Source organism: Rhizobacter sp. P2_G4 (assembly GCF_056403575.1).
In genome coordinates this window covers 133,528-154,320 of sequence record NZ_JBFUFG010000008.1, presented here as the reverse complement: position 1 = coordinate 154,320, position 20,793 = coordinate 133,528, and the positions used below count along the sequence as shown (strand labels likewise).

Below are 20,793 nucleotides of genomic sequence, written 5' to 3'. Positions count from 1 at the left end.
GCTTCAGGTCTTCGGCTCGGCGGCCGGCATCAGCAACGCGTCAACGCCATACAAGCGCGCCAACTCAGCCAGCTTGGTAGGTGCGTTGCGCACCGCAAAGCCTTTGCCCCAGGCCTGCGCCAGGCGTTGGCATTCGAGCAGTACCGCCAAGGCAGCAGAGTCGAAGTGCTGCAAGCCAGCAGCATCGACCGTGACAACAGGCTCGTCCTGCGTCTTGATGCCCTGCTGCAGCGCCTGCGCGAGCATGCGCTGCGTGTCACGTGCTTCCTGCGTGGTGATGGTCGCTGGCAGGACGAGCCTCATGGTCAACGGGCCGAAGCCTTGTTGAGATCGACCAGCGCCTTGATGACACCGTCGATGCCGCCAGAGCTGATCACCGGCTTGAATTGGCCCTGGAAGTTGGCAACCAGCCAGAGGCCGGACACGTTCACGTCCCAGATCTTCCAGCTGCCCGTGGAGTTCTCAAGGCGGTAGTCGAGCGGAATGGGTTCGCCGGATCCGCGAATCTTGCTCTTGACGAGCACTTCGCCGGACTCGGCAGCGCCTGCGCGCAGCGGCTCGACTTGGACGGTCTGGTCTTTCACTTGGGCGAGCGCGCCGGCATAGGTGCGCACCAACAGAGTCCGGAATTCGTCCTGCAGCTTTTGCTTCTGCTCGGGCGTGGCCTGCCTCCACTGCGGACCGATGGTCTTGGAGGTCATCAACGGAAAGTTGACATAGGGCATGACCTTCGTTTCGACCAGCGCGCTGATCTTCTTCATGTCGCCTGCTTGGATGGACTTGTCAGCCTTTGCCGCGTCAAGCACTTCGCTTGAAATCTGTTTGACCAGTGCGTCGGGGGTCTGTTGAGCATGGGCAATGCCCACGGTGGCCATCAACACGGCAGCCGCTGAAAACCATGACGTGAAACGTTGGCGGAGCATTTTGTTTCCTTTCTATTTGCGAGCCCACGAAACGTGGCCTGGATTGGAGGAGCCTGCGCGCGATGAGTTCACGCTCAAGCGGCTCGCATGATGATCAACGCACCATGCACGCTGACGGTTGGCATGCATTACACAGCAGCAACACAGCGCAGCAGCCTAGCCCGGCTGGGATGCAGCCGACGCTGCGGGTGTTGGTGCAACGGGAGCAGGCGCTGGAGCTTCTGCAGGTGGGGCAGTTTTCTCTTTTTCGAAGGCGGGCTCGTCGTCCGCAGGGTCTTTCTCTTCCGGGGGGTCGCCGTCGAACACGAGGCTTCGACGACGCTGCAGATAGCCGTCCCGCACGAATGCGTACTTGTCCAGTGCGATGTCGTTCAGCAACCCGCTGGCCCCCAGCAGGTTGGCCCGCGTGTTCACGAGCTGCAGGCCGGTGACCATGTATTGAGCGGCCTCGTTGGTGACGATCCCCGCGGGTGTGACACTCATGTCCAAAGGCAAGGCCAGCGAGTCTCGCAACGTAGACGGTCCGAGCACAGGCCAGACGACGTACGGCCCTGGCGCCATGCCCCAGTGACCCAAGGTCTGACCGAAATCTTCGCTTTGCCGATCGGCCCCGAACTCACTGGCGACATCAAGAAAACCGCCCAGGCCGAACAAGGTGTTGGTTCCCACGCGAACCACATCTTGAAAGCCGTTGGCAAACTTGCCTTGCAGGAAGTTGTTCACCGCCGACCACGCGTCGGAAAAATTGCCGAAGAAGTTGGTGACACCACGTCGTACCGGCTGCGGCACCACGTTGGTGTAAGCCGTGGCCACTGGCTTCAGCACCGCTCGGTCCACCCGGTCGTTGAAGGCGTAGACCTTGCGGTTCCAGTTCTCCCACGGGTCGATCTTCTGTGCGGCCGTCTTCGGCGCACCGCCCGTCGTTGCACAGCCAGTCAGCAGTGCAAGCAAGCTCGCGATCAACAACAAGCCGAGTCGTCGCATCATTTCTTGGGGGCTGGTGCTGCAGGCTGGGCGGCGGGCGTGGCAGGTGCAGTGGGTTCGGCAGCCTTGCTGTACAGGAACTGGCTGATCAGGTTCTCAAGCACCACGGCCGACTGGGTTTGCGTGATGGTGTCACCAGCGGCAAGGTTCTTCTCTGCTGCGCCAGGCTCGAGGCCGAGGTACTGCTCACCCAGCAAGCCGGATGTGAGGATCTTCGCGGAGCTGTCCTTGGGGAAAGCGAACTTCTTCTCCAGCTGCAGCATCACGCGAGCCTGGTAGGTCTTGTCGTCGAAGCCGATCGATTCGACGCGGCCCACCACCACGCCCGCGCTTTTCACGGCAGCACGCGGCTTCAGGCCGCCGATGTTGTCGAACTTGGCGGCCACTTGGTAGGTTTCATCGAAGTTCAGTGTCAGCAGGTTGCCGGCCTTGAGCGCCAGAAAGAGCACCGCCGCCGCGCCGATCATCACGAACAGACCTACCCACACGTCATGACGAGATTTTTGCATCGCCTATTTCTCCCACGAATCCCATCAAATCGAAAACATCATCGCCGTCAAGACGAAGTCGAGCCCCAGCACGGCCAGTGACGCCATCACCACCGTGCGCGTCGTCGCAGCCGACACGCCTTCCGGCGTGGGCTTGCAACCGTAGCCTTGCAGCAAGGCGATGAAGGTTACCGTGAAGCCGAACACGACGCTCTTGATCACGCCATTGCCCACGTCGGCCCACACACCAACGCCACCTTGCATCTGAGACCAGAAACTGCCGGCATCGATGCCGATCAAAGGCACCGCCACGAGCCAGCCGCCAAGTATGCCGACCGCGCTGAACACCGCGGCAAGCAGCGGCATCGCAATCACACCCGCCCAGAAACGCGGCGCAAGAACGCGCTTCACCGGGTCAACGGCCATCATCTCCATCGCGGCCAACTGCTCACCGGCTTTCATCAAGCCGATTTCAGCAGTCAGCGAGGTGCCGGCACGGCCGGCAAACAGAAGCGCCGTGACCACAGGGCCCAGTTCACGCACCAGCGACAAGGCCACCAACAAACCGACTGCCTCGGCTGATCCATACCGCTGCAACGTGTAGTAGCCCTGGAGCGCCAACACGAAGCCGACGAAGAGTCCAGACACCGTGATGATCGACAGCGAACGATTGCCGATGAAGAACAGCTGATCGATCACCAACCGCATGCGGCCAAAGGTAGCGCCGACCAAAGCAACGAGGCGCAAGAACAGGCTCGTACCCTCACCAACATCGGCGAGGGCACTCCGCACCGACAAACCGACCGCTGCCGGGTTGAGCCAATTCATCGCGAAGCCCCCACACCGAAATCTTCAGCCACCGGCACAGCGGGGTAGTGAAAGCGGACCGGGCCGTCAGCAAGACCGCCAACGAACTGCCGCACCAGCGGGTCCTCGCTCGCTCGCATCTCAGCGGGTGTGCCCTGGGCCGCGATGCGACCGTTGGCCACGAACACCACGTGATCGGCGATGAGGAAGGTCTCGTCTACATCGTGCGACACGACGATGCTGGTCAGGCCGAGCGCGCTATTCAAGTCCTTGATCAGTGTGGCTGCGACGCTCATCGAGATCGGGTCCAGCCCGGCGAAGGGCTCGTCGTACATGATCAGGTCGGGATCGAGAGCGATGGCTCTTGCCAAAGCAACACGCCGCGCCATGCCGCCTGACACCTGGGACGGCAACAGATCGCGCGCGCCCCGTAGACCGACAGCGTTGAGTTTCATCAGCACCAGGTCACGAATCATTGCCTCGGACAAGTCGGTGTGCTCTCGCAAGGGGAATGCGACGTTCTCGAAGACCGAGAGGTCGGTGAATAAGGCTCCGAACTGGAACAACATGCCCATGCGGCGGCGGGCCGCATAAAGCCCTTGGGCGTCAAGTGTTGCCATATCAACGCCGTCGAGCAGCACTTGACCGCTCATGGGCTGAAGCTGTCGACCAATGAGCCGAAGGACCGTCGTTTTCCCGCCGCCGGAAGTCCCCATGAGAGCAACAACCCGCCCACGGGGGATCACCAAGTCAATGTTCTCCAGAATGACTCGGTCACCGTATCCACAGGAAACGCGTCGCAACTGAACAAGCGGAGTATCTGAAGACATGGGCTCGGATTATTGGGGGCTGTTTGCTCACGTTGTCGGCAGCGTCATCCGACTGAGCACGTTGATGATAGAGGAGAACGTTTGCCTGTAATCCGTCACGCCTCGCGACTACAAGGCCGCCATGTACGAACGGACAGGGCGGACAAGCGGCACAAACCATCTGATGTGCGGCACGCAGCACCTAAGGCCGCCCACGGAAAATGAAGCCTCAATGAGGAGTAGTGATGCAGATGAACACCCGGACCGCAAAGCCGACCACGAACTATCGTGGTTTTACGCTGATCGAAGTGATGATCGTCGTGGCGATCATTGCGGTTTTAGCGGCCTTTGCCATCCCGCAGTACCGGGAATACGTGTTGCGTGGCCAGTTGGTGGGCGCCACCAACCTGCTCTCCACCTTCCAGGCACGCATGGAACGTCACTTCCAGGATAACCGCACGTATCAAACGGTTGGGACTTTTACTACCCCCTGCGACGCACCTATCGCGCAAAGAACGGACGAGTACTTTGGTCTCACCTGCACGGTGCTCACGCCCAACACTTTCACCCTGCAGGCTCAAGGAACTGGTCCGACAGCAGATTTTCGGTTCACCGTGACTCATGACAACACGCGCGCCACGACAGGCGTGCCCACGGGCTGGAGCCAATGTGMGACCAAATGGATCCTCAAGAGGGGGCAAGCGTGCTGAACTCCTCCTCATCGCTAGCACGTAATCGTGGCAGCGCATCCGCACGGGGCTTCACGCTCGTCGAGCTGATGGTGACGGTCGTGTTGCTGGCAATCCTGTTCTCGCTAGCGGTTCCGTCATTCACCGGCATGGTGAGAAACAGTCAGGTTCGCAGCGTCGCTGAGTCGCTTCAGAACGGGCTTCGCTTGGCACAGTCAGAATCGGTGCGGCGCAATCGCCAGACGGTCTTCACGCTCACGAATGCTGAGCCGAGCACCAACTCGGCCGCAGTTGCGAATGGCCGCAACTGGGCCATTCACACTGTGCCGCGCACCACGGAAGACCCTGCGTCGCATGTCTTCATCCAGGGCGGCTCGCTGTCAGACACAGCCGGCAACGTGACCGTCTCCAACGCCCCTGCAGCCGTGTGCTTCAACTCTGCTGGTCGCGTTGTCGACAACGCCGATCCAGCCGTGTCGGGTGCGGTGTGCACGGTGACCGCCACACCCGTGAGATACGACCTTGCACTCACCGGGGCCGACCGCCCGCTGCGTGTGACGCTGGCCGTGGGCGGCCAGATTCGCATGTGCGACCCGAACAAGGCCCTCTCCGCAACCAACCCCGACGGATGCTAGCCATGAAGCCATCACTGCGACGACAGATGGGCATGAGCCTGATTGAAGTGCTCACCTCGTTGCTCATCTTCTCGATTGGCATCCTTGGGATGCTGAGCCTCCAGACGCGAGCAACTCAGTTCTCCACCAGCGCCGAAGACACCAACCGTGCTGCCTTGCTGGCCAACGAAATTGCTTCTCAAATGTGGGATCAGAAATCGTTGACTGTCGACACAACCACGTGGGCAGCCCGCGTGGCAGACACGCAGAACGGCGGCCTCCCCTCGGGCACGGGCACGGTCACGGTGGCCGGAGGCGTCGCCGACATCACCATCACGTGGAGACCACCGAGTGCACCAGCCGGTGAAGTGAATCGCTTTGTGACGCAGGTGATGAATGTCAACTAACACCATGAGTACTTCACATCGGCCCCAGAACTCCGGCTTCTCCCTGGTCGAGTTGATGGTCTCCATGGTCATCGGCCTCATCTTGACGCTCGCTATCACCAGCGTGATGACCAGCGGCGAGAGCAACAAGCGCAGCACCACGACGCTCAACGACGCCAACCAGACGGCCACTCACATTTCCTTCGTACTAGACCGTTCCTTGCGCAGTGCGGGCTCAGGCTTCGTGCAGAGTTGGAGCGCTGCCGCAGGGGGTGGTGCCCTGGGATGTCTCGTGAATGCGTCTCGCGATGGCAGCGCCATTTTGCCGAGGCCGAGGGCGGTCGCTGCACCGTTTGCAAGCGTACCACTCAACCTTCGCCTCGCCCCGGTTGTCATTCAACGGGAGACCGATTCCGACGTTCTGACAGTGATGTCAGGCAGCGCGGGATTTGCAGAGGTCGGCAGGCGTGTGCTCCCGGCATCGGTCACCACCAACAGCGTGCGGCTGCTCAACACCCTTGGATGGAGAGAAGATGATCTAGTCCTGTTCTCTGAGGACGGAACAGGCTGCATGCTGCAGCAAGTAAGAGCACTCGTTGCCGGAGCCGACCAGGAGCTGCCGCTTGGAGGGCGCTTCTTTCAGGCGGCGGGAACTACCGTGAACCTCAGCGCATTCGGCGCCAGCAACACCTTTGCCATCGCGCTCGGAAGCGTCAGCGCCACCGCCGCCCGCAACAACCCGCCCCAGTTCCAGCTTTTCGGCGTAGACACTGCCGCGCGCAGGCTCGTCAGCTACGACCTGTTGCTCAGCGCCCTTGACGAGGCTCCGGCTCCGATTGCCGACGGCGTGGTGGAAATGCGCGCGTTGTACGGCGTCGACACCAATGGCGACGGTATTCGCGATTTGTGGCAGGCACCTACCGGCGCTTTCTCCAGCACCTCGTTGCTCAATGGCACGCCAGCAGCGCAAGCCAGCTTGCGGCAGATCGTGGCTGTTCGGGTCGCGGTGGTCCTGCAAACCTCGCTGATTGAGAAGGACCTGGTTGCTCCAGCAACCTTGCCACTCTTTGGTGATCTGGCGGACACGAGTCTTCATCTGCAACGAACGCTTTCCGTCGATGAGCAGCACATCCGCCACCGGACGATCGAGTTCACTGTTCCTTTGAGAAACATGCTTTTGCTATGAGCTCCACATCCTTTCGTCCATTGAAGAGCCTCCATGCCCAGCGTGCCGAACGTGGCGTTGTGCTGTTGTTCTGCCTGATCGCGCTCATCGTGATGCTCATCGGCAGCGTCGCCTTGGTGCGATCGTTCAATACAACCCTATTCACTGCAGGCAACGTGGCGTTCAAGCGCGATCTGCAGAACCAGGGAGAACGTGCCGTTACCGTAGTTCTGGCTGCGGTGGCCGCCAGTGGTCCGCTTGGAACACCTGTCGCCAGGTCGCTGAACCGACCAGGCAACAACTACAGCGCCACCATCCTGCCGACCAATGCGCAGGGGATTCCGAATACGCTTCTGCTCAACGCCCAGGATTTCGACGCCGCTTGGACGGCCCCAGCGATTTCGACACCCGCCGGGCAAGGCGTGACGATTCGTTACGTGATCGATCGCCTGTGCGACAGCACGGGTCTCGACAGCGTACTTGGCTCTGCACGCTGCCAGATCGTCGACAACGGGCCCATGGGCGGCAGCGGTTCCCATTTGAACGTGGCCGGAGATGCCTCTTCGGGCGGCGCTGGTGCAACCAGTCTGCAGATCGTCTACCGCGTCAGCGTTCGGGTAGACGGACCTCGGGAGACTCAGGCCTTCTTCCAGACCACCTTCACCATGTAATTCTGCGAGAACACCATGAACACTCTAGCGAAACCCTCGGTGAAGCATGTTCGAAAACACGGGCAGAGTCACGGCCCTGTCAGCAAGGTATTGCTGGCCTTCCTTTGTGCCGCGCTAGCTTTTACCGCCGGCGCAGCCACACCGCTCGCAGACCAACCTCTGTTCACGACAACAGGCGTCCCAGGCAACGTAGCGCTTGCCTTGTCAGTGGAATACCCGACCGCCATTCGAGCGGCTCACACAGCGGCTTACGCCTCTGCAACTGAGTATCTCGGCTACTTCGACCCAGGCAAGTGCTACACGTACCAATACGGCGTAGCAGAAGACGATCGCTATTTCACCCCTGCCGGCGCAGCGTCGAGTCGTACGTGCGTTGGCAAGTGGAGCGGCAACTTTTTAAACTGGGCCACGATGCAGACCATCGACCCGTTTCGCTGGGCTTTGACAGGCGGCTATCGCAAGCACGACACCACCACACTGACCGTGCTCGAGCGGGCGTGGCAATCAAGCCAAGCTGACGGCCTGTCGCCTAACAAGGCCTTGGGCACGAGCGGGCTGGTCGCTGGCGCCACCCCGCTGGGGTTCGGCAATCTGAACATCCGGGTGGCCAGTCTCGGCAACAAGTTCAGGTTCACCCGCTCGGGCGACCTCAACGCCACCACGGCCGTTCACTATCAGAATGGTCTGAATGACGTCAATGCGGTGTACGAAGCCTTCGTGCGCGTCAAAGTGTGCGACGCGACCGCCGGTTCCGGCGGTGTGGAAGCCAATTGCCGCCAGTACGGCAACAACTGGAAGCCCGAAGGGCTGATTCAGCAGTATTCCAACCGCATGCGGTTCAGCGCATTCGGCTACCTGAACGAAAGCGGCAACGGGCGCGATGGCGGCGTGATGAGAGCGCGGCAGAAATTCGTGGGGCCGACACAACCCGTTCCAGGCCAAGCGGATCAAACCAACGCCCTGCGTGAGTGGGATCCCACGACCGGCGTGTTCCTGGTCAACCCCAACCCGGCGGACGCCACCGACACGAACACGCTGTTCGGCCCGAGTGTCCCGGTCACCAACAGCGGGGTGATGAACTACCTGAACAAGTTCGGGCAGATCACGCCGGGCAACTACAAATCCAACGACCCGGTCGGCGAGCTGTACTACGCCACCCTACGCTACTTCAAGAACCTGGGGAACGTGCCCGAGTGGTCCGACATGAGCAGCGTGAACGCTGCGGGCAAGACTACCCGGATAGATGGGTTCCCCGTCATCACCCGATGGGATGACCCGATCCAGTACTCATGCCAGCGCAACTTCGTCCTCGGCATCGGCGACATCTACACCCACGCCGACAAGAACGTGCCGGGGAACACCATCACCACGAATGAACCCCCGCTGCCGGCGGCGGTGGCGGCGGACACCACGGCAAATGCCGTGACCTGGACCAACCGCGTCGGCGTGCTGCAGGGCATGGGCAACTCCCTCGGAACCCAGAACCCAATCAACGCCTCGGCCTGCTGCAGCAACAACTCGGCCCGCATGGCGGGTCTGGCCTATCAGGCGAACACCGAGGACATCCGGCCAGACATCCCCAACATGCCCGGCACCCGAGGGCAGTCTGTCCAGACTTACTGGGTGGACGTGCTGGAGAAGGCCTTCGAACGAAACAACCAGTTCTATCTGGCGGCGAAATACGGCGGGTTTGCCGTCCCGCTGGATTACAACGTCACCAATACGGTCGCCCTGGACCAGAGCCTCTGGGCCACCACCGCGGACACCGTGGGCACGGGAACCACGCTCCAGCCCCGACCTGACAACTACTTCACCGCAGGGCGACCTGACCAGATGGTCAGTGGCTTGACGCGTGCGTTCGCCAGCATCGCCGCACAACTGCGGGCTTACACGACCTCGTTTTCTTTGGCGTTGCCTCAGGTCGATACAACCGGCAATGCCAGCTTCAGCAGCCAATACGACTCCAACAATTGGACTGGTGAACTCACCGGCAACGAGTTGGCGTTCAGCGCCACCACGGGTGAACCTACCGCAGTCCAGCGTTGGCTCGCATCGGACAGGCTGGCAACTCAGTTCGCCGGCAACGGTTGGAACGTCAATAGACGTGTGGCCACCTGGAACTCCGCCACCAATGTTGGCGTTCCATTCCGTTACACCGACATCTCGCCGGCGCAACGCACTGCGCTGGACACCTCGTACCGTACCAGCGCGGACGCCAGCGACTATCTCAACTACCTGCGCGGAGAACGCACTTACGAGGTGTCTTCGACCGTGGTTGCTAATAGGTTCTACCGTGCGCGCAGCCGCTTACTGGGTGACATTGTTGGATCAAAAGTCCGCGCAGTGGGCCCGCCCAGCCTGCCCTTGTCCAATTCAGCCAATCCTGGCTACACGCTCTTCAAGGGAGCTTGGTCTTCGCGCCCAACCGTCGTCTACGTAGGCGCCAATGACGGCATGCTCCACGCATTCAATGGATCAGTAGCCGCCAACGATCTCCAGGGAGGGACGGAGCTGTTTGCCTATGTGCCCGGTGCGCTTTACCAAGGGCCGAGCAGTACACCCAACATAAACGGACTGGCAGGCTTGGGCAGTCCTGACTTCTCACATCACTATTACGTGAACGCCTCGCCCACCGTGTACGACATCGACTTGAACCGCACGGAAGGAGTGGCTGCTAATTCCGTGCCCAACTGGCGCTCGATCCTGATCGGCGGCTTAGGCAAGGGGGGAAAGAGCTACTACGCCATTGACGTCACCGACCCTGCTTCAATGACAAGCGAAGGTGCCGTGGCCGGCAAGATCATGTGGGAGTTCGCCGATCCAGATCTTGGCTTCACCTATGGCGAACCTTCCGTAGTCAAGACACGCAAGTACGGCTGGGTTGTGATCCTAGCATCCGGTTACAACAACACAGATGGTCGGGGCTACTTCTTCATAGTGAATCCACGCACCGGCGTGTTGCTGGAAAAAATCTCCACCGGGGAGGGCACTGTCGCGGCGAGCGCTGGTTTGGCGCATGTGAACACCTACGTGAACGATCGGAGCGATGCCACGGCTGATTCCGCCTATGCCGGTGACCTGCTAGGGAATGTGTGGCGTTGGGATTTGACGGCAACGAGCGGTTCGTACCCCGCTCCCGTCCGCATTGCCACACTGACCGACCCCATCAACGGCGCAGTTCAGCCGATCACGTCGCGTCCACGAATCGAGATTCAGCGTTCGACGAGCAAGCGCTTCGTGCTGTTCGGCACCGGAAAGCTTCTCGATGTCTCCGATATTGGAGACATACAGGAGCAGAGTTTCTATGCCGTAGGAGACGGCCTGGCGAACCAGTTCGACACCACGGGGCCGTTCCCTTTGACCCGTACAAACCTGACGTCCAATGCAGACCCGCTTGTCGGGCTGGTGAACGCACCACCCACGTCGAAGGGCTGGTACATCAATCTGGGCCGCAGTTCCGCCGGGATTGGCTGGCGCGTTATTTCGGAAGCGGACATCCTCTCGGGAATCGTTGGGTTCGCTTCCATCCTTCCGAACGGCGATGCCTGCAACCCAGCCGGTATCAGCCGCCCGTACGCAATCAACTACGGAACGGGGGTGACTGCACTCCGGAACGATGCGGGCGCTGCCATCGTCTTTGCCGAATTGCCAGGTATCGTGACAGACCTGCGATTCCTCAGTGTCAGCGGAACGCCTCGATTGATTGTCGGCACCGACTCAGGCAGCTTATCTTCCCTGCCCGGCAACTTCACCGAACCCACATCCCTGCGCCGGCTCAACTGGCGTGAATTGAAATCTGTAGATTGAGATAAAAGAAGAGCGTGATTTTCACAAACCACGCTCTTCCAGCAAAAACGGCGCCTACGCAAGCTCAAAGAGGCTGCCGCAGCGGCCGCTCGCCCTTATCTAGGCAGGTCGCTCGCACCCAACAAGAACTCGTCGACTGCCCGCGCCGCTTGGCGCCCTTCGCGGATGGCCCACACCACGAGTGATTGGCCACGGCGCACATCACCAGCGGCAAACACTTTTTCGACATTGGTTCCATAACCACCGATGAAATCAGTGGTGGCCTGAGCATTGCCACGCGCATCCTTGTCAACGCCGAAGGCCTCGATCACGCTGGCAACCGGGCTCACAAAGCCCATCGCCAACAACACGAGATCAGCAGGCAGCATCTGCTCAGAGCCGGCGACTTCGACCATCTTGCCACCCTGCCATTCCACACGCACTGCCTTCAGCGCCTTGACCTTGCCCTTGTCTTTTCCCTCGCCACCAATGAATTCCTTGGTGGCGATGGCGAACTCGCGTTCGCACCCTTCTTCGTGACTTGAGCTGGTACGCAGCTTGGTCGGCCAGTAAGGCCACACCAGCGGCTTGTTTTCCTGCTCGGGAGGCATTGGCAACAACTCGAACTGCGTAACACTCTTCGCCCCATGGCGGTTGCTCGTGCCGACGCAATCGCTGCCGGTGTCGCCACCGCCGATCACGATCACGTGCTTGCCGTCTGCGCGCAATTGATCTTTCACTTTGTCGCCGGCGTTGATCTTGTTCTGCTGCGGCAAGAACTCCATCGCGAAGTGCACACCGTCGAGATCCCGCCCCGGTACCGGCAAGTCGCGTGATTGCTCGGCGCCGCCAGCCAGCAACACGGCGTCGAACTCTTTCTTCAATTCGTCGGGCGTGATGGTTTCGCGTGCCCAGTTGGTGACCTTGCTGCCCTCTGGCAATTTGCCAACCATCACGCCGGTGCGAAATTTGACGCCTTCTTTCTGCATCTGGTCCACACGCCGGTCGATCTGCGACTTCTCCATCTTGAAGTCGGGGATGCCGTAGCGCAGAAGACCACCCACGCGATCATTTTTTTCGAACACCGTCACGTCATGACCAGCCCGCGCCAATTGCTGAGCGGCTGCCATTCCCGCCGGGCCGGAGCCGACCACGGCCACCTTCTTGCCCGTCTTGATTTTGGGCGGGCGCGGTTGCACCCAGCCTTCGGCCCAGGCGCGATCGATGATGGCGTGCTCGATGCTCTTGATACCTACCGCATCGTCGTTCACGTTCAAGGTGCAAGCCGCCTCGCAAGGCGCGGGGCAGATGCGGCCGGTGAACTCCGGGAAGTTGTTGGTCGAGTCGAGCGTCGTCCAGGCGTTCTTCCAGTCACCGCGGTAAACCAGGTCGTTGAAGTCCGGGATGATGTTGTTGACGGGGCAACCGTTGTTGCAGAACGGCGTGCCGCAGTCCATGCAGCGCGCGCTCTGGATCTTGGCTTCGTCTTCCTTTAGGCCGATGACGAATTCGTTGTAGTTCTTGACGCGCTTCTGAACGGGCTCGTAGCCCTCTTCCAGACGCTCGTACTCCATGAAGCCGGTGACTTTTCCCATGATGTTTTGTGAGTCCTGATTTAGGCTTTGGCGCGGCTCTTGCCGGCGGGCTTGTCAGCGGCTTTCGCCTTGGCGATCGTGTCACCAGCTTGCTTGGCGGCATTCAACTCGCCGAGCGYACGCTTGTATTCGTTGGGGAAGACCTTGACGAACTTGCCACGTGCTTCAGCCCAGTGGTCGAGGATCTCGCGCGCGCGCAGGCTGCCCGTCCAACGGTGGTGATCGTTGAGCAGCTTCTTGAGGATGGCCTCGTCCGTCTCGCCGCGATGCCACACCGCCTTGTCGGAGCTGGCCTCTTGCTCCGCTGCACTGAGCACCTTTTCGAGCAACACCATCGAGGTGTTGCAGCGTTTGGCAAAGGCACCATCTTCGTCATAGACGTAAGCCACGCCACCACTCATGCCGGCCGCGAAGTTCCGGCCTGTCTTGCCGAGCACGGCTACGGTACCGCCCGTCATGTATTCGCACCCATGGTCGCCCGTGCCTTCTACCACTGCCGTGGCCCCCGACAGGCGCACTGCGAAACGTTCACCGCCCACGCCGCGGAAGAAAGCCTCGCCGCTCGTCGCTCCGTAAAGCACGGTGTTGCCCACGATGATGTTGCGCGTGGCGTCACCGCGGAAGTCGATGCTCGGCCGCACCACCACACGGCCACCCGACAGACCCTTGCCGGTGTAGTCGTTCGCATCGCCGATCAGGTACAGCGTGATGCCCTTCGCAAGGAAAGCGCCGAAGCTTTGACCACCCGTGCCCTCCATCTGGATGAAGATGGTTTCGTCGGGCAAGCCTTCGGGGCGATGGCGCACCAACTCCCCAGAGAGCATGGCACCCACTGTGCGATTGACGTTGCGAGTCTGCTCGATGATTTGCACCTTCTCGCCGCGCTCCAGCGCGGGCTTGCACTTCTCGATCAGCCGCACGTCGAGTGCCCGCGCCAAACCGTGGTCTTGCGTTTCGACCTGGCGGCGCGACACTTCGGCAGGTGCAGCTGGCTGATGGAAGATGCGGCTGAAGTCGAGGCCCTTGGCCTTCCAGTGTGAAATGCCCTTCTTGGTGTCCAGCAGGTCAGAGCGGCCAACGAGGTCGTCGAACTTGCGAATGCCGAGTTGCGCCATGATCTGGCGCGCTTCTTCAGCCACGAAGAAGAAGAAGTTCACCACGTGCTCGGGGCGGCCCTGGAACTTGGCACGCAGCACCGGGTCTTGCGTCGCCACGCCAACCGGGCAGGTGTTGAGGTGGCACTTGCGCATCATGATGCAGCCCTCGGCCACCAGCGGAGCAGTCGCGAAGCCGAACTCATCAGCGCCCAGCAGAGCGCCGATGACGACGTCACGCCCTGTCTTCATCTGACCATCCGCCTGCACACGAATGCGCCCGCGCAGGCGGTTCAGCACCAGGGTCTGCTGCGTCTCCGCCAAGCCCAGCTCCCAGGGCGTGCCGGCGTGCTTGATCGAGCTCCAGGGCGATGCACCTGTGCCGCCGTCATGGCCGGCAATCACCACGTGGTCGGCCTTGGCCTTGGCAACGCCGGTAGCGACTGTGCCCACGCCCACTTCGGACACGAGCTTCACGCTGATGTCAGCGCGCTGATTGGCGTTCTTCAAGTCATGGATGAGCTGTGCCAGGTCTTCGATCGAATAGATGTCATGGTGCGGCGGCGGCGAAATCAAACCCACACCGGGCACCGAGTAGCGCAGCATGCCGATGTAGTCGCTGACCTTGCCACCAGGCAGCTGACCACCCTCGCCCGGCTTGGCACCTTGCGCCATCTTGATCTGGATCTGATCCGCAGAAGCCAGGTACTCGGCGGTCACCCCGAAGCGGCCGGAAGCCACTTGCTTGATCTTCGACCGCAGCGAGTCACCGTCCTTCAGCTCGTAGTCGGAGGCGATCACCTTGGTGCCTACGACGTCACTGAGCTTGGTGCCGTCGGTGATCTTGATGCCCTTCAGCTCGTTGCGATAACGAGCAGGATCTTCACCGCCCTCGCCCGTGTTGGACTTGCCGCCAATGCGGTTCATCGCGACGGCCAGCGTCGTGTGGGCTTCGGTCGAGATCGACCCGAGCGACATGGCGCCTGTCGCGAACCGCTTGACGATCTCCTTGGCCGACTCGACCTCGTCGACAGGGATGGCCTTACTCGGATCGAGCTTGAACTCGAACAGCCCGCGCAAGGTCATGTGGCGACGCGATTGGTCATTCACCAGTTGCGCATATTCCTTGTAGGTCTCGAACTTGTTGGCGCGCGCGCTGTGCTGCAGCTTGGCGATCACGTCGGGCGTCCACATGTGCTCTTCGCCGCGCACGCGCCAAGCGTATTCACCGCCGGCGTCCAGCATGCTGTCGAGCACGGGGTCGTCGCCGAAAGCCGCCTTGTGCATGCGGACCGCTTCTTCAGCCACGTCGAACACATCGATGCCGCCCACTTGGCTTGCCGTGCCACGGAAGTACTTTTCGATCAGCGTCTTTTCCAGGCCGATTGCTTCGAACAGCTGCGAGCCGCAATACGACATGTAGGTCGACACGCCCATCTTGGACATGATCTTCGACAAGCCCTTGCCGATCGCCTTGACGTAGTTGTAGATCGCCTTCTCGGCCGAAAGCTCACCCGGCAGTTCCTTGTGCATGGACGCGAGCGTCTCCATGGCCAAGTAAGGGTGGACGGCTTCGGCTCCGTAACCCGCCAGCACGGCGAAGTGATGAACCTCGCGCGCAGAGCCGGTTTCCACGACGAGGCCAGCCGTGGTACGCAGCCCTTCGCGCACCAGGTGCTGGTGAATCGCCGATAAAGCCAGTAGCGCCGGGATCGCAATGTGATCGCGATCCATGTGCCGGTCGCTGATGATCAGAATGTTGTGCCCGCTCTTGATCGCATCCACGCTTTCGGCGCACAACGAAGCCAGCTTGGCTTCGACACCCTCATCACCCCATGACAGCGGGTAGCTGATATCGAGCTCGTGGCTACGGAACTTGCCGTAGGTGTATTTCTCGATCTCGCGCAGGCGGCCCATGTCAGAGAAGTCGAGCACAGGCTGCGACACCTCGAGGCGCATTGGAGGGTTGACTGCGTTGATGTCGAGCAGGTTGGGTTTCGGCCCAATGAATGACACGAGCGACATCACCACCGCTTCGCGAATCGGGTCGATCGGTGGGTTGGTGACTTGCGCAAAGAGCTGCTTGAAGTAGTTGAACAGCGGTTTGTTCTTATCGGAAAGCACAGCCAACGGCGAATCGTTGCCCATCGAGCCCGTGCCCTCTTCCCCGGCCTGCGCCATGGGGCTCAAGAGGAACTTGATGTCTTCTTGCGTGTAGCCGAAGGCCTGCTGGCGATCGAGCAGCGACTCGGTGAATTCGCTGGCACTGCCGGTCGCTTCGATGGAGTCGAGCCGCACGCGCACGTTCTCGATCCACTGGCGATACGGCTTGGCCAGAGCGAATTGGTTCTTCAGCTCTTCGTCATCGATGATGCGGCCCTGGTCGAAGTCGATCAGGAACATCTTGCCCGGCTGCAGGCGCCACTTCTTGACGATCTTGTTCTCGGGAATCATTGGCAGAACGCCGGACTCGGAGGCCATCACAACCAGATCGTCATCAGTCACGATGTAGCGCGACGGACGCAGCCCGTTGCGATCGAGCGTGGCGCCGATCTGGCGGCCATCTGTGAAGACCATCGACGCCGGGCCGTCCCAGGGCTCGAGCATCGCAGCGTGGTACTCATAGAACGCGCGGCGACGCTCGTCCATCGTGGCATGCTGCTCCCAGGCTTCTGGAATCATGATCATCGCGGCATGAGCCAGCGAGTACCCGCTCATGGTCAGCAGCTCGAGCGCGTTGTCGAACGTTGCCGTATCAGACTGGCCTTCGAAACTGATCGGGTAGAGCTTCTGCAGGTCGTCCCCGAGCACAGGCGACTTCATCACGCCTTCGCGAGCGCGCATCCAGTTGAAGTTGCCTTTGACGGTGTTGATCTCGCCGTTGTGCGCCACCATGCGATACGGGTGGGCAAGCGGCCATTCCGGAAACGTGTTGGTCGAGAAGCGCTGATGCACCAGCGCCAACGCCGACACGGCACGCGGGTCCAGCAGGTCCTTGTAGTACTTGCCGACCTGGTCGGCGAGCAGCAAGCCCTTGTAGATGATGGTGCGGCAGCTCATGCTGGGCACGTAGTACTCATGGCTGTGCGTCAGCTTCAGGCGCTGAATCGCGCTCGAGGCCGTTTTGCGGATCACGTACAGCTTGCGCTCCAGCGCGTCGGGAACGATCACGTCGGGGCCACGCCCGATGAAGATCTGGCGAATGATGGGTTCTTTCTGACGCACCGTCGGTGACATCGGCATCTCGGTGTCGACAGGCACATCACGCCAGCCCAACAGGACCTGGCCCTCTGTCTTGACGGCCCGCTCGAGAGCCTGCTCACAGGCCAGTCGCGAACCATGTTCCTTCGGCAGAAAGATCATTCCCACGCCGTACTCACCCGGAGGCGGCAATTCGACGCCTTGGGCCACCATCTCCGCACGATAGAAGTCATCGGGAATCTGGATCAGGATGCCAGCGCCATCGCCCATCAGCTTGTCAGCACCGACGGCGCCGCGATGGTCGAGGTTCTCGAGGATCTTCAGACCCTGCTCGAGAATGCTATGCGCCTTGTGACCTTTGATGTGCGCCACGAATCCGACGCCGCAAGCGTCATGCTCATGCGACGGGCTGTACAAGCCGAATTCAACTGCGTCATGCACTTCTGCGGGCGCAGCGGCCCCGTGAGTGGCCTGGGTCATGGCACACGCTCCGTTTCAAAGCTATGGAAGCCGGAGAATACTGCAGTGCAGCAGGGACTTCAACGAAAACAAAAAGGGGTCTGACACTAATTATTTTGCGGCGACGTCCTCATTCAAAGAATTGGGGTCAGATGTTTTGCCATGAGTCTTTACCGGCCTTCCGCGTGGCAAAGGCGCGAGACGCCGATCAGTACTGCCCGAGAGCTTGTCGAGAAATGATGGCGAACCTAGTGGCCACCCTTTTAAGGCGGCATCCGAGATCAGGTTCAGCTCAACAGACGTGAGTGCCCGCTGAGACAATTCTCTGTAAGTAGCCTCTCGGTCGAATGGTGTATTGCCCAGCAACCAGTACTCACGATGATCGCTGACACACGGGTCGCTTCGCTCGCCCAGGTGATGCGGAGCACTTGACCAAGGAGCGAGCTCCGCACCGCTCTCTTCACTAAGTGGACGTTCGACGTATCGCATGCACGTTAGCAAGTGCCGTTCCGGTTCGATGACCGTTGCCCGGAAGCGCCCCTCCCACAAGCTACCAATGTGCGCATGGCGCCGATTGAAGTTGCTCCCATAGCGGCGGCCGATCGCCTGCATCATCCGGCTCAGGCTGTCGAGCTTTGACGGAGTTCCCAGCAGCCGAACCTCACCGTCGCGCAGGGCGTAGGCGTGAATTGCCACACCATGTGTGATCGCAGCCTCACGAAGCAGGTCGAGGAACAAGCGTCGGTCGACGTCATCCCTGAACACGGCTTGGTGACCGTGCCCCAGTTGTATCAGCAGATGCGGCCATCCCGGAACGCACAGTCGCGGCAGACGCGCCATGACGTCACTCGTCGAACAGTCGGCGACCCGTCAATCGCTCATGCTCGCGCATGGCAAAGCGGTCGGTCATGCCGGCGATGTAGTCTGAAAGCTTGCGCAGGCTTGCTGTCTCGCCTTCCGTTGCCCACTCGTCCGAGTGGGCCCTATAGGCCGCGAAGAGGTCGCGAATGACTTCTTTGGCTCGATCGGTCGTCGATACCACCTGTGGGTGTCGATAGAGATTCACACGCAGAAATTGCTTGAGTTCAATGCTTTCTCGAGCCATCGCCTCGCTGAAACAGACCAGCACTGGCGCGTCGCGAACATCGTCCACGTGATTCGGTTGCGCGTTGTTGAGCGATGCACGTGTCGCATCGAGCACGTCGTAGACCTGCGCCGAGAGCATCCGACGGATGGTGTCGAACAGTAGGCGGCGCCCCGTCAGACTGGGGCGCTGGGCCAACGCCTCCCGCTGGAAGCGAGAGAACAATGTCACCTCTTCCAATTGCTCGATGCGGATTAGCCCTGAGCGCACGCCATCATCCACGTCGTGCGCGTTGTAGGCGATTTCGTCGGCGAGATTGCACAACTGAGCTTCCAGGCCCGGCTGCGTCCGGTCAATGAATCGGCGGCCGACGCCCCCAGGTTCACGCTCTTCCAGCCTCGCAGCGTAACGCCGCGAACAGTGCTTCAGGATGCCTTCTCGAGTCTCGAACGTGAGATTGAGGCCATCGAAATCCGCATAGCGCTCCTCCAAAGAATCTACAACTCGCAAGCTCTGCTGGTTGTGTTCGAACCCACCGCTGATGGGATCGGCGGCGCGAAGGCAGTCATTCAACGCATCTTGCCCCGCGTGTCCGAAAGGCGTGTGGCCCAAATCGTGAGCGAGCGCAATGGCCTCAACAAGATCTTCGCTTAAGCCCAGCGAGCGCGCTATGGAGCGGCCCAGCTGCGCCACCTCAAGAGAGTGGGTCAGCCGGGTCCTGAACAGATCACCCTCATGGTTGAGAAAGACCTGAGTTTTGTACACCAGGCGTCTAAACGCCGTGCTGTGCACGATGCGGTCTCGATCACGCTGATATTCGCTCCGCGTGGGCGCCTGAGCCTCTAGATGACGCCGACCGCGTGAAGCCGCAGGGTCACACGCATAGGGCTTGAGCATGAAGGAAAGGGTGCTGTCCACGCCTTCGTCAGGCCGTATGTGCGCTGATGACGTCACTGACAACGTCGTCATTGGCCGGCCGGATAGACGCTCGCCCTGGAGCGTCTATCACGACAAAGCGGATTTCGCCGGCCTCGGACTTCTTGTCGATACGCATCAGGTCGAGATACCGGTCCACCCCCAACGCCGGTCCTTGAATGGGGAGCTTCGCGCGCTCGATCAGTCGAGTCAGACGTTCGACATATGCCTCATCGATCAAGCCGAGGCGGCGCGAAAGATCTGCCGCCATCACCATGCCACAACCGACCGCCTCACCGTGCAACCAAGTACCGTAGCCCATGCCTGCTTCGATCGCGTGACCGAAGGTGTGGCCGAAGTTCAGAATGGCACGCAAACCTGACTCACGCTCATCTTGCCCCACGACCCATGCCTTGATCTCACATGAGCGCCTCACCGCGTAAGCCAACGCCTTCTTGTCGCGCGACCAGAGTGCATCAAGATTCGTTTCGATCCAACCAAAAAAGGCGTCGTCTGCAATCGGTCCGTACTTGATCACTTCCGCGAGGCCAGCCGACAACTCACGATCAGGGAGCGTGTCCAGCGTATCCAGGTCGGCGATAACTCGGAGAGGCTGATAGAACGCCCCGATCATGTTCTTGCCTAGCGGATGGTTGATGGCAGTTTTCCCGCCGACCGAAGAGTCCACTTGCGCCAGCAATGTTGTAGGAACTTGGACGAAAGGAATGCCTCGCATGTAGCTTGCCGCAGCGAAGCCTGCTACGTCTCCGACCACGCCTCCGCCAAGCGCGAAGATCACCGTCTTGCGGTCGCAGTGAGACTTGAGGAGGAACTCGAAGATCAGGTTGAGCGAACTCCAGCCTTTGAATGCCTCGCCATCAGGTAGCTCAACAACGAGAACTTCCTTGTATCGCGTTGCAAGTACCGCCAGCAACCGATGGCTGTGAAGTTTGGCCACCAACGGGTTGCTCACGACGACGGCTGAGTTGCCGCCCTGAAGGCCATCGAAGTGTGACTCGTCGCTTAAAAGGCCCGCGCCAATAAGAATGTCGTAGCGTCGGTCGCCCAAGGCAATGGTCACTCGATCTATTGGCGTCCGCATGACGTCAGTGTAGCGGCGACG

17 protein-coding genes are annotated in these 20,793 nt (G+C 60.6%); 6 read left to right on the top strand and 11 right to left on the bottom strand.

Going from position 1 to position 20,793, the window contains the following annotated elements; all coding sequences use genetic code 11:
- Positions 1 to 3 precede the first annotated feature (3 nt).
- The 6 genes from AC1DYS_RS24745 to AC1DYS_RS24720 all read right to left on the bottom strand — a co-directional run bounded on the left by AC1DYS_RS24745 (position 4) and on the right by AC1DYS_RS24720 (position 4,032).
- Positions 4 to 303, bottom strand: coding sequence for an STAS domain-containing protein (locus tag AC1DYS_RS24745; protein WP_477904096.1), 300 nt, complete (start codon positions 301 to 303; stop codon positions 4 to 6).
- Between the two features lie 2 nt (positions 304 to 305).
- On the bottom strand, positions 306 to 923 hold the full coding sequence (locus tag AC1DYS_RS24740) for an MlaC/ttg2D family ABC transporter substrate-binding protein (protein WP_477904094.1): 618 nt from the start codon (positions 921 to 923) through the stop codon (positions 306 to 308).
- Between the two features lie 156 nt (positions 924 to 1,079).
- Complete coding sequence (locus AC1DYS_RS24735) at positions 1,080 to 1,910, bottom strand: MlaA family lipoprotein (RefSeq protein ID WP_477904092.1); 831 nt, start codon at positions 1,908 to 1,910, stop codon at positions 1,080 to 1,082.
- Entirely contained in the window at positions 1,907 to 2,416 is a 510-nt protein-coding gene (gene mlaD / locus AC1DYS_RS24730) for an outer membrane lipid asymmetry maintenance protein MlaD (RefSeq protein ID WP_047490864.1), read from the bottom strand. The genes AC1DYS_RS24735 and mlaD overlap by 4 nt, the downstream gene beginning before the upstream one ends.
- A gap of 24 nt (positions 2,417 to 2,440) precedes the next feature.
- Entirely contained in the window at positions 2,441 to 3,223 is a 783-nt protein-coding gene (gene mlaE / locus AC1DYS_RS24725) for a lipid asymmetry maintenance ABC transporter permease subunit MlaE (RefSeq protein ID WP_477904090.1), read from the bottom strand.
- On the bottom strand, positions 3,220 to 4,032 hold the full coding sequence (locus tag AC1DYS_RS24720) for an ABC transporter ATP-binding protein (protein ID WP_477904088.1): 813 nt from the start codon (positions 4,030 to 4,032) through the stop codon (positions 3,220 to 3,222). The genes mlaE and AC1DYS_RS24720 overlap by 4 nt, the downstream gene beginning before the upstream one ends.
- A gap of 224 nt (positions 4,033 to 4,256) precedes the next feature.
- Between AC1DYS_RS24720 and AC1DYS_RS24715 the strand changes: the two genes are divergently transcribed.
- From AC1DYS_RS24715 to AC1DYS_RS24690, 6 genes are read left to right on the top strand one after another with little or no spacing between them, the layout of a single operon-like run.
- Entirely contained in the window at positions 4,257 to 4,721 is a 465-nt protein-coding gene (locus AC1DYS_RS24715; RefSeq protein WP_477904086.1) for a type IV pilin protein, read from the top strand.
- Positions 4,679 to 5,335 (top strand): GspH/FimT family pseudopilin, encoded by a 657-nt coding sequence (locus AC1DYS_RS24710; protein WP_477904084.1) that lies wholly within the window; start codon positions 4,679 to 4,681, stop codon positions 5,333 to 5,335. Before AC1DYS_RS24715 ends, AC1DYS_RS24710 begins: the two co-directional genes overlap by 43 nt.
- Positions 5,336 to 5,361: 26 nt before the next feature.
- Positions 5,362 to 5,721 carry a type IV pilus modification protein PilV gene (pilV, locus tag AC1DYS_RS24705; RefSeq protein WP_477904082.1) on the top strand — a complete coding sequence of 120 codons (360 nt, stop codon included), beginning with the start codon at positions 5,362 to 5,364 and terminating at the stop codon, positions 5,719 to 5,721.
- A 4-nt stretch (positions 5,722 to 5,725) separates the two neighbouring features.
- Positions 5,726 to 6,886, top strand: coding sequence for a PilW family protein (locus AC1DYS_RS24700; RefSeq protein ID WP_477904080.1), 1,161 nt, complete (start codon positions 5,726 to 5,728; stop codon positions 6,884 to 6,886).
- The gene (locus tag AC1DYS_RS24695) at positions 6,883 to 7,536 is read left to right on the top strand and encodes a hypothetical protein (protein ID WP_477904078.1); all 654 of its coding nucleotides are present in this window, start codon (positions 6,883 to 6,885) and stop codon (positions 7,534 to 7,536) included. The genes AC1DYS_RS24700 and AC1DYS_RS24695 overlap by 4 nt, the downstream gene beginning before the upstream one ends.
- 15 nt (positions 7,537 to 7,551) lie before the next feature.
- Complete coding sequence (locus AC1DYS_RS24690; protein ID WP_477904076.1) at positions 7,552 to 11,343, top strand: pilus assembly protein; 3,792 nt, start codon at positions 7,552 to 7,554, stop codon at positions 11,341 to 11,343.
- Between the two features lie 95 nt (positions 11,344 to 11,438).
- On the opposite strand, the gene AC1DYS_RS24685 is transcribed toward AC1DYS_RS24690, so the two are convergent.
- The 5 genes from AC1DYS_RS24685 to aroB form a co-directional block, all read right to left on the bottom strand.
- A complete protein-coding gene (locus AC1DYS_RS24685) occupies positions 11,439 to 12,917 on the bottom strand; it encodes a glutamate synthase subunit beta (protein WP_477904074.1) in 1,479 nt (492 codons plus the stop codon).
- 20 nt (positions 12,918 to 12,937) lie between these two features.
- Entirely contained in the window at positions 12,938 to 17,692 is a 4,755-nt protein-coding gene (locus AC1DYS_RS24680; RefSeq protein WP_477904072.1) for a glutamate synthase-related protein, read from the bottom strand.
- Between the two features lie 90 nt (positions 17,693 to 17,782).
- On the bottom strand, positions 17,783 to 18,409 hold the full coding sequence (locus AC1DYS_RS24675) for a transposase (RefSeq protein WP_477904070.1): 627 nt from the start codon (positions 18,407 to 18,409) through the stop codon (positions 17,783 to 17,785).
- A 106-nt stretch (positions 18,410 to 18,515) separates the two neighbouring features.
- Positions 18,516 to 19,652: a deoxyguanosinetriphosphate triphosphohydrolase gene (locus tag AC1DYS_RS24670; protein WP_477904185.1), complete on the bottom strand. Its 1,137-nt coding sequence runs from the start codon at positions 19,650 to 19,652 to the stop codon at positions 18,516 to 18,518.
- 28 nt (positions 19,653 to 19,680) lie between these two features.
- Positions 19,681 to 20,772 (bottom strand): 3-dehydroquinate synthase, encoded by a 1,092-nt coding sequence (gene aroB, locus AC1DYS_RS24665; RefSeq protein ID WP_477904183.1) that lies wholly within the window; start codon positions 20,770 to 20,772, stop codon positions 19,681 to 19,683.
- Positions 20,773 to 20,793 lie beyond the last annotated feature (21 nt).

Bases quoted from the DNA above. Each gene is read 5' to 3' on its own strand.
- AC1DYS_RS24735 (WP_477904092.1), bottom strand. From the start codon at position 1,910: ATGATGCGACGACTCGGCTTGTTGTTGATCGCGAGCTTGCTTGCACTG.
- AC1DYS_RS24720 (WP_477904088.1), bottom strand. From the start codon at position 4,032: ATGTCTTCAGATACTCCGCTTGTTCAGTTGCGACGCGTTTCCTGTGGA.
- AC1DYS_RS24670 (WP_477904185.1), bottom strand. From the start codon at position 19,652: ATGCTCAAGCCCTATGCGTGTGACCCTGCGGCTTCACGCGGTCGGCGT.
- mlaD (WP_047490864.1), bottom strand. From the start codon at position 2,416: ATGCAAAAATCTCGTCATGACGTGTGGGTAGGTCTGTTCGTGATGATC.
- mlaE (WP_477904090.1), bottom strand. From the start codon at position 3,223: ATGAATTGGCTCAACCCGGCAGCGGTCGGTTTGTCGGTGCGGAGTGCC.
- AC1DYS_RS24695 (WP_477904078.1), top strand. From the start codon at position 6,883: ATGAGCTCCACATCCTTTCGTCCATTGAAGAGCCTCCATGCCCAGCGT.
- aroB (WP_477904183.1), bottom strand. From the start codon at position 20,772: ATGCGGACGCCAATAGATCGAGTGACCATTGCCTTGGGCGACCGACGC.
- AC1DYS_RS24740 (WP_477904094.1), bottom strand. From the start codon at position 923: ATGCTCCGCCAACGTTTCACGTCATGGTTTTCAGCGGCTGCCGTGTTG.
- AC1DYS_RS24690 (WP_477904076.1), top strand. From the start codon at position 7,552: ATGAACACTCTAGCGAAACCCTCGGTGAAGCATGTTCGAAAACACGGG.
- AC1DYS_RS24700 (WP_477904080.1), top strand. From the start codon at position 5,726: ATGAGTACTTCACATCGGCCCCAGAACTCCGGCTTCTCCCTGGTCGAG.
- AC1DYS_RS24745 (WP_477904096.1), bottom strand. From the start codon at position 303: ATGAGGCTCGTCCTGCCAGCGACCATCACCACGCAGGAAGCACGTGAC.
- pilV (WP_477904082.1), top strand. From the start codon at position 5,362: ATGGGCATGAGCCTGATTGAAGTGCTCACCTCGTTGCTCATCTTCTCG.
- AC1DYS_RS24685 (WP_477904074.1), bottom strand. From the start codon at position 12,917: ATGGGAAAAGTCACCGGCTTCATGGAGTACGAGCGTCTGGAAGAGGGC.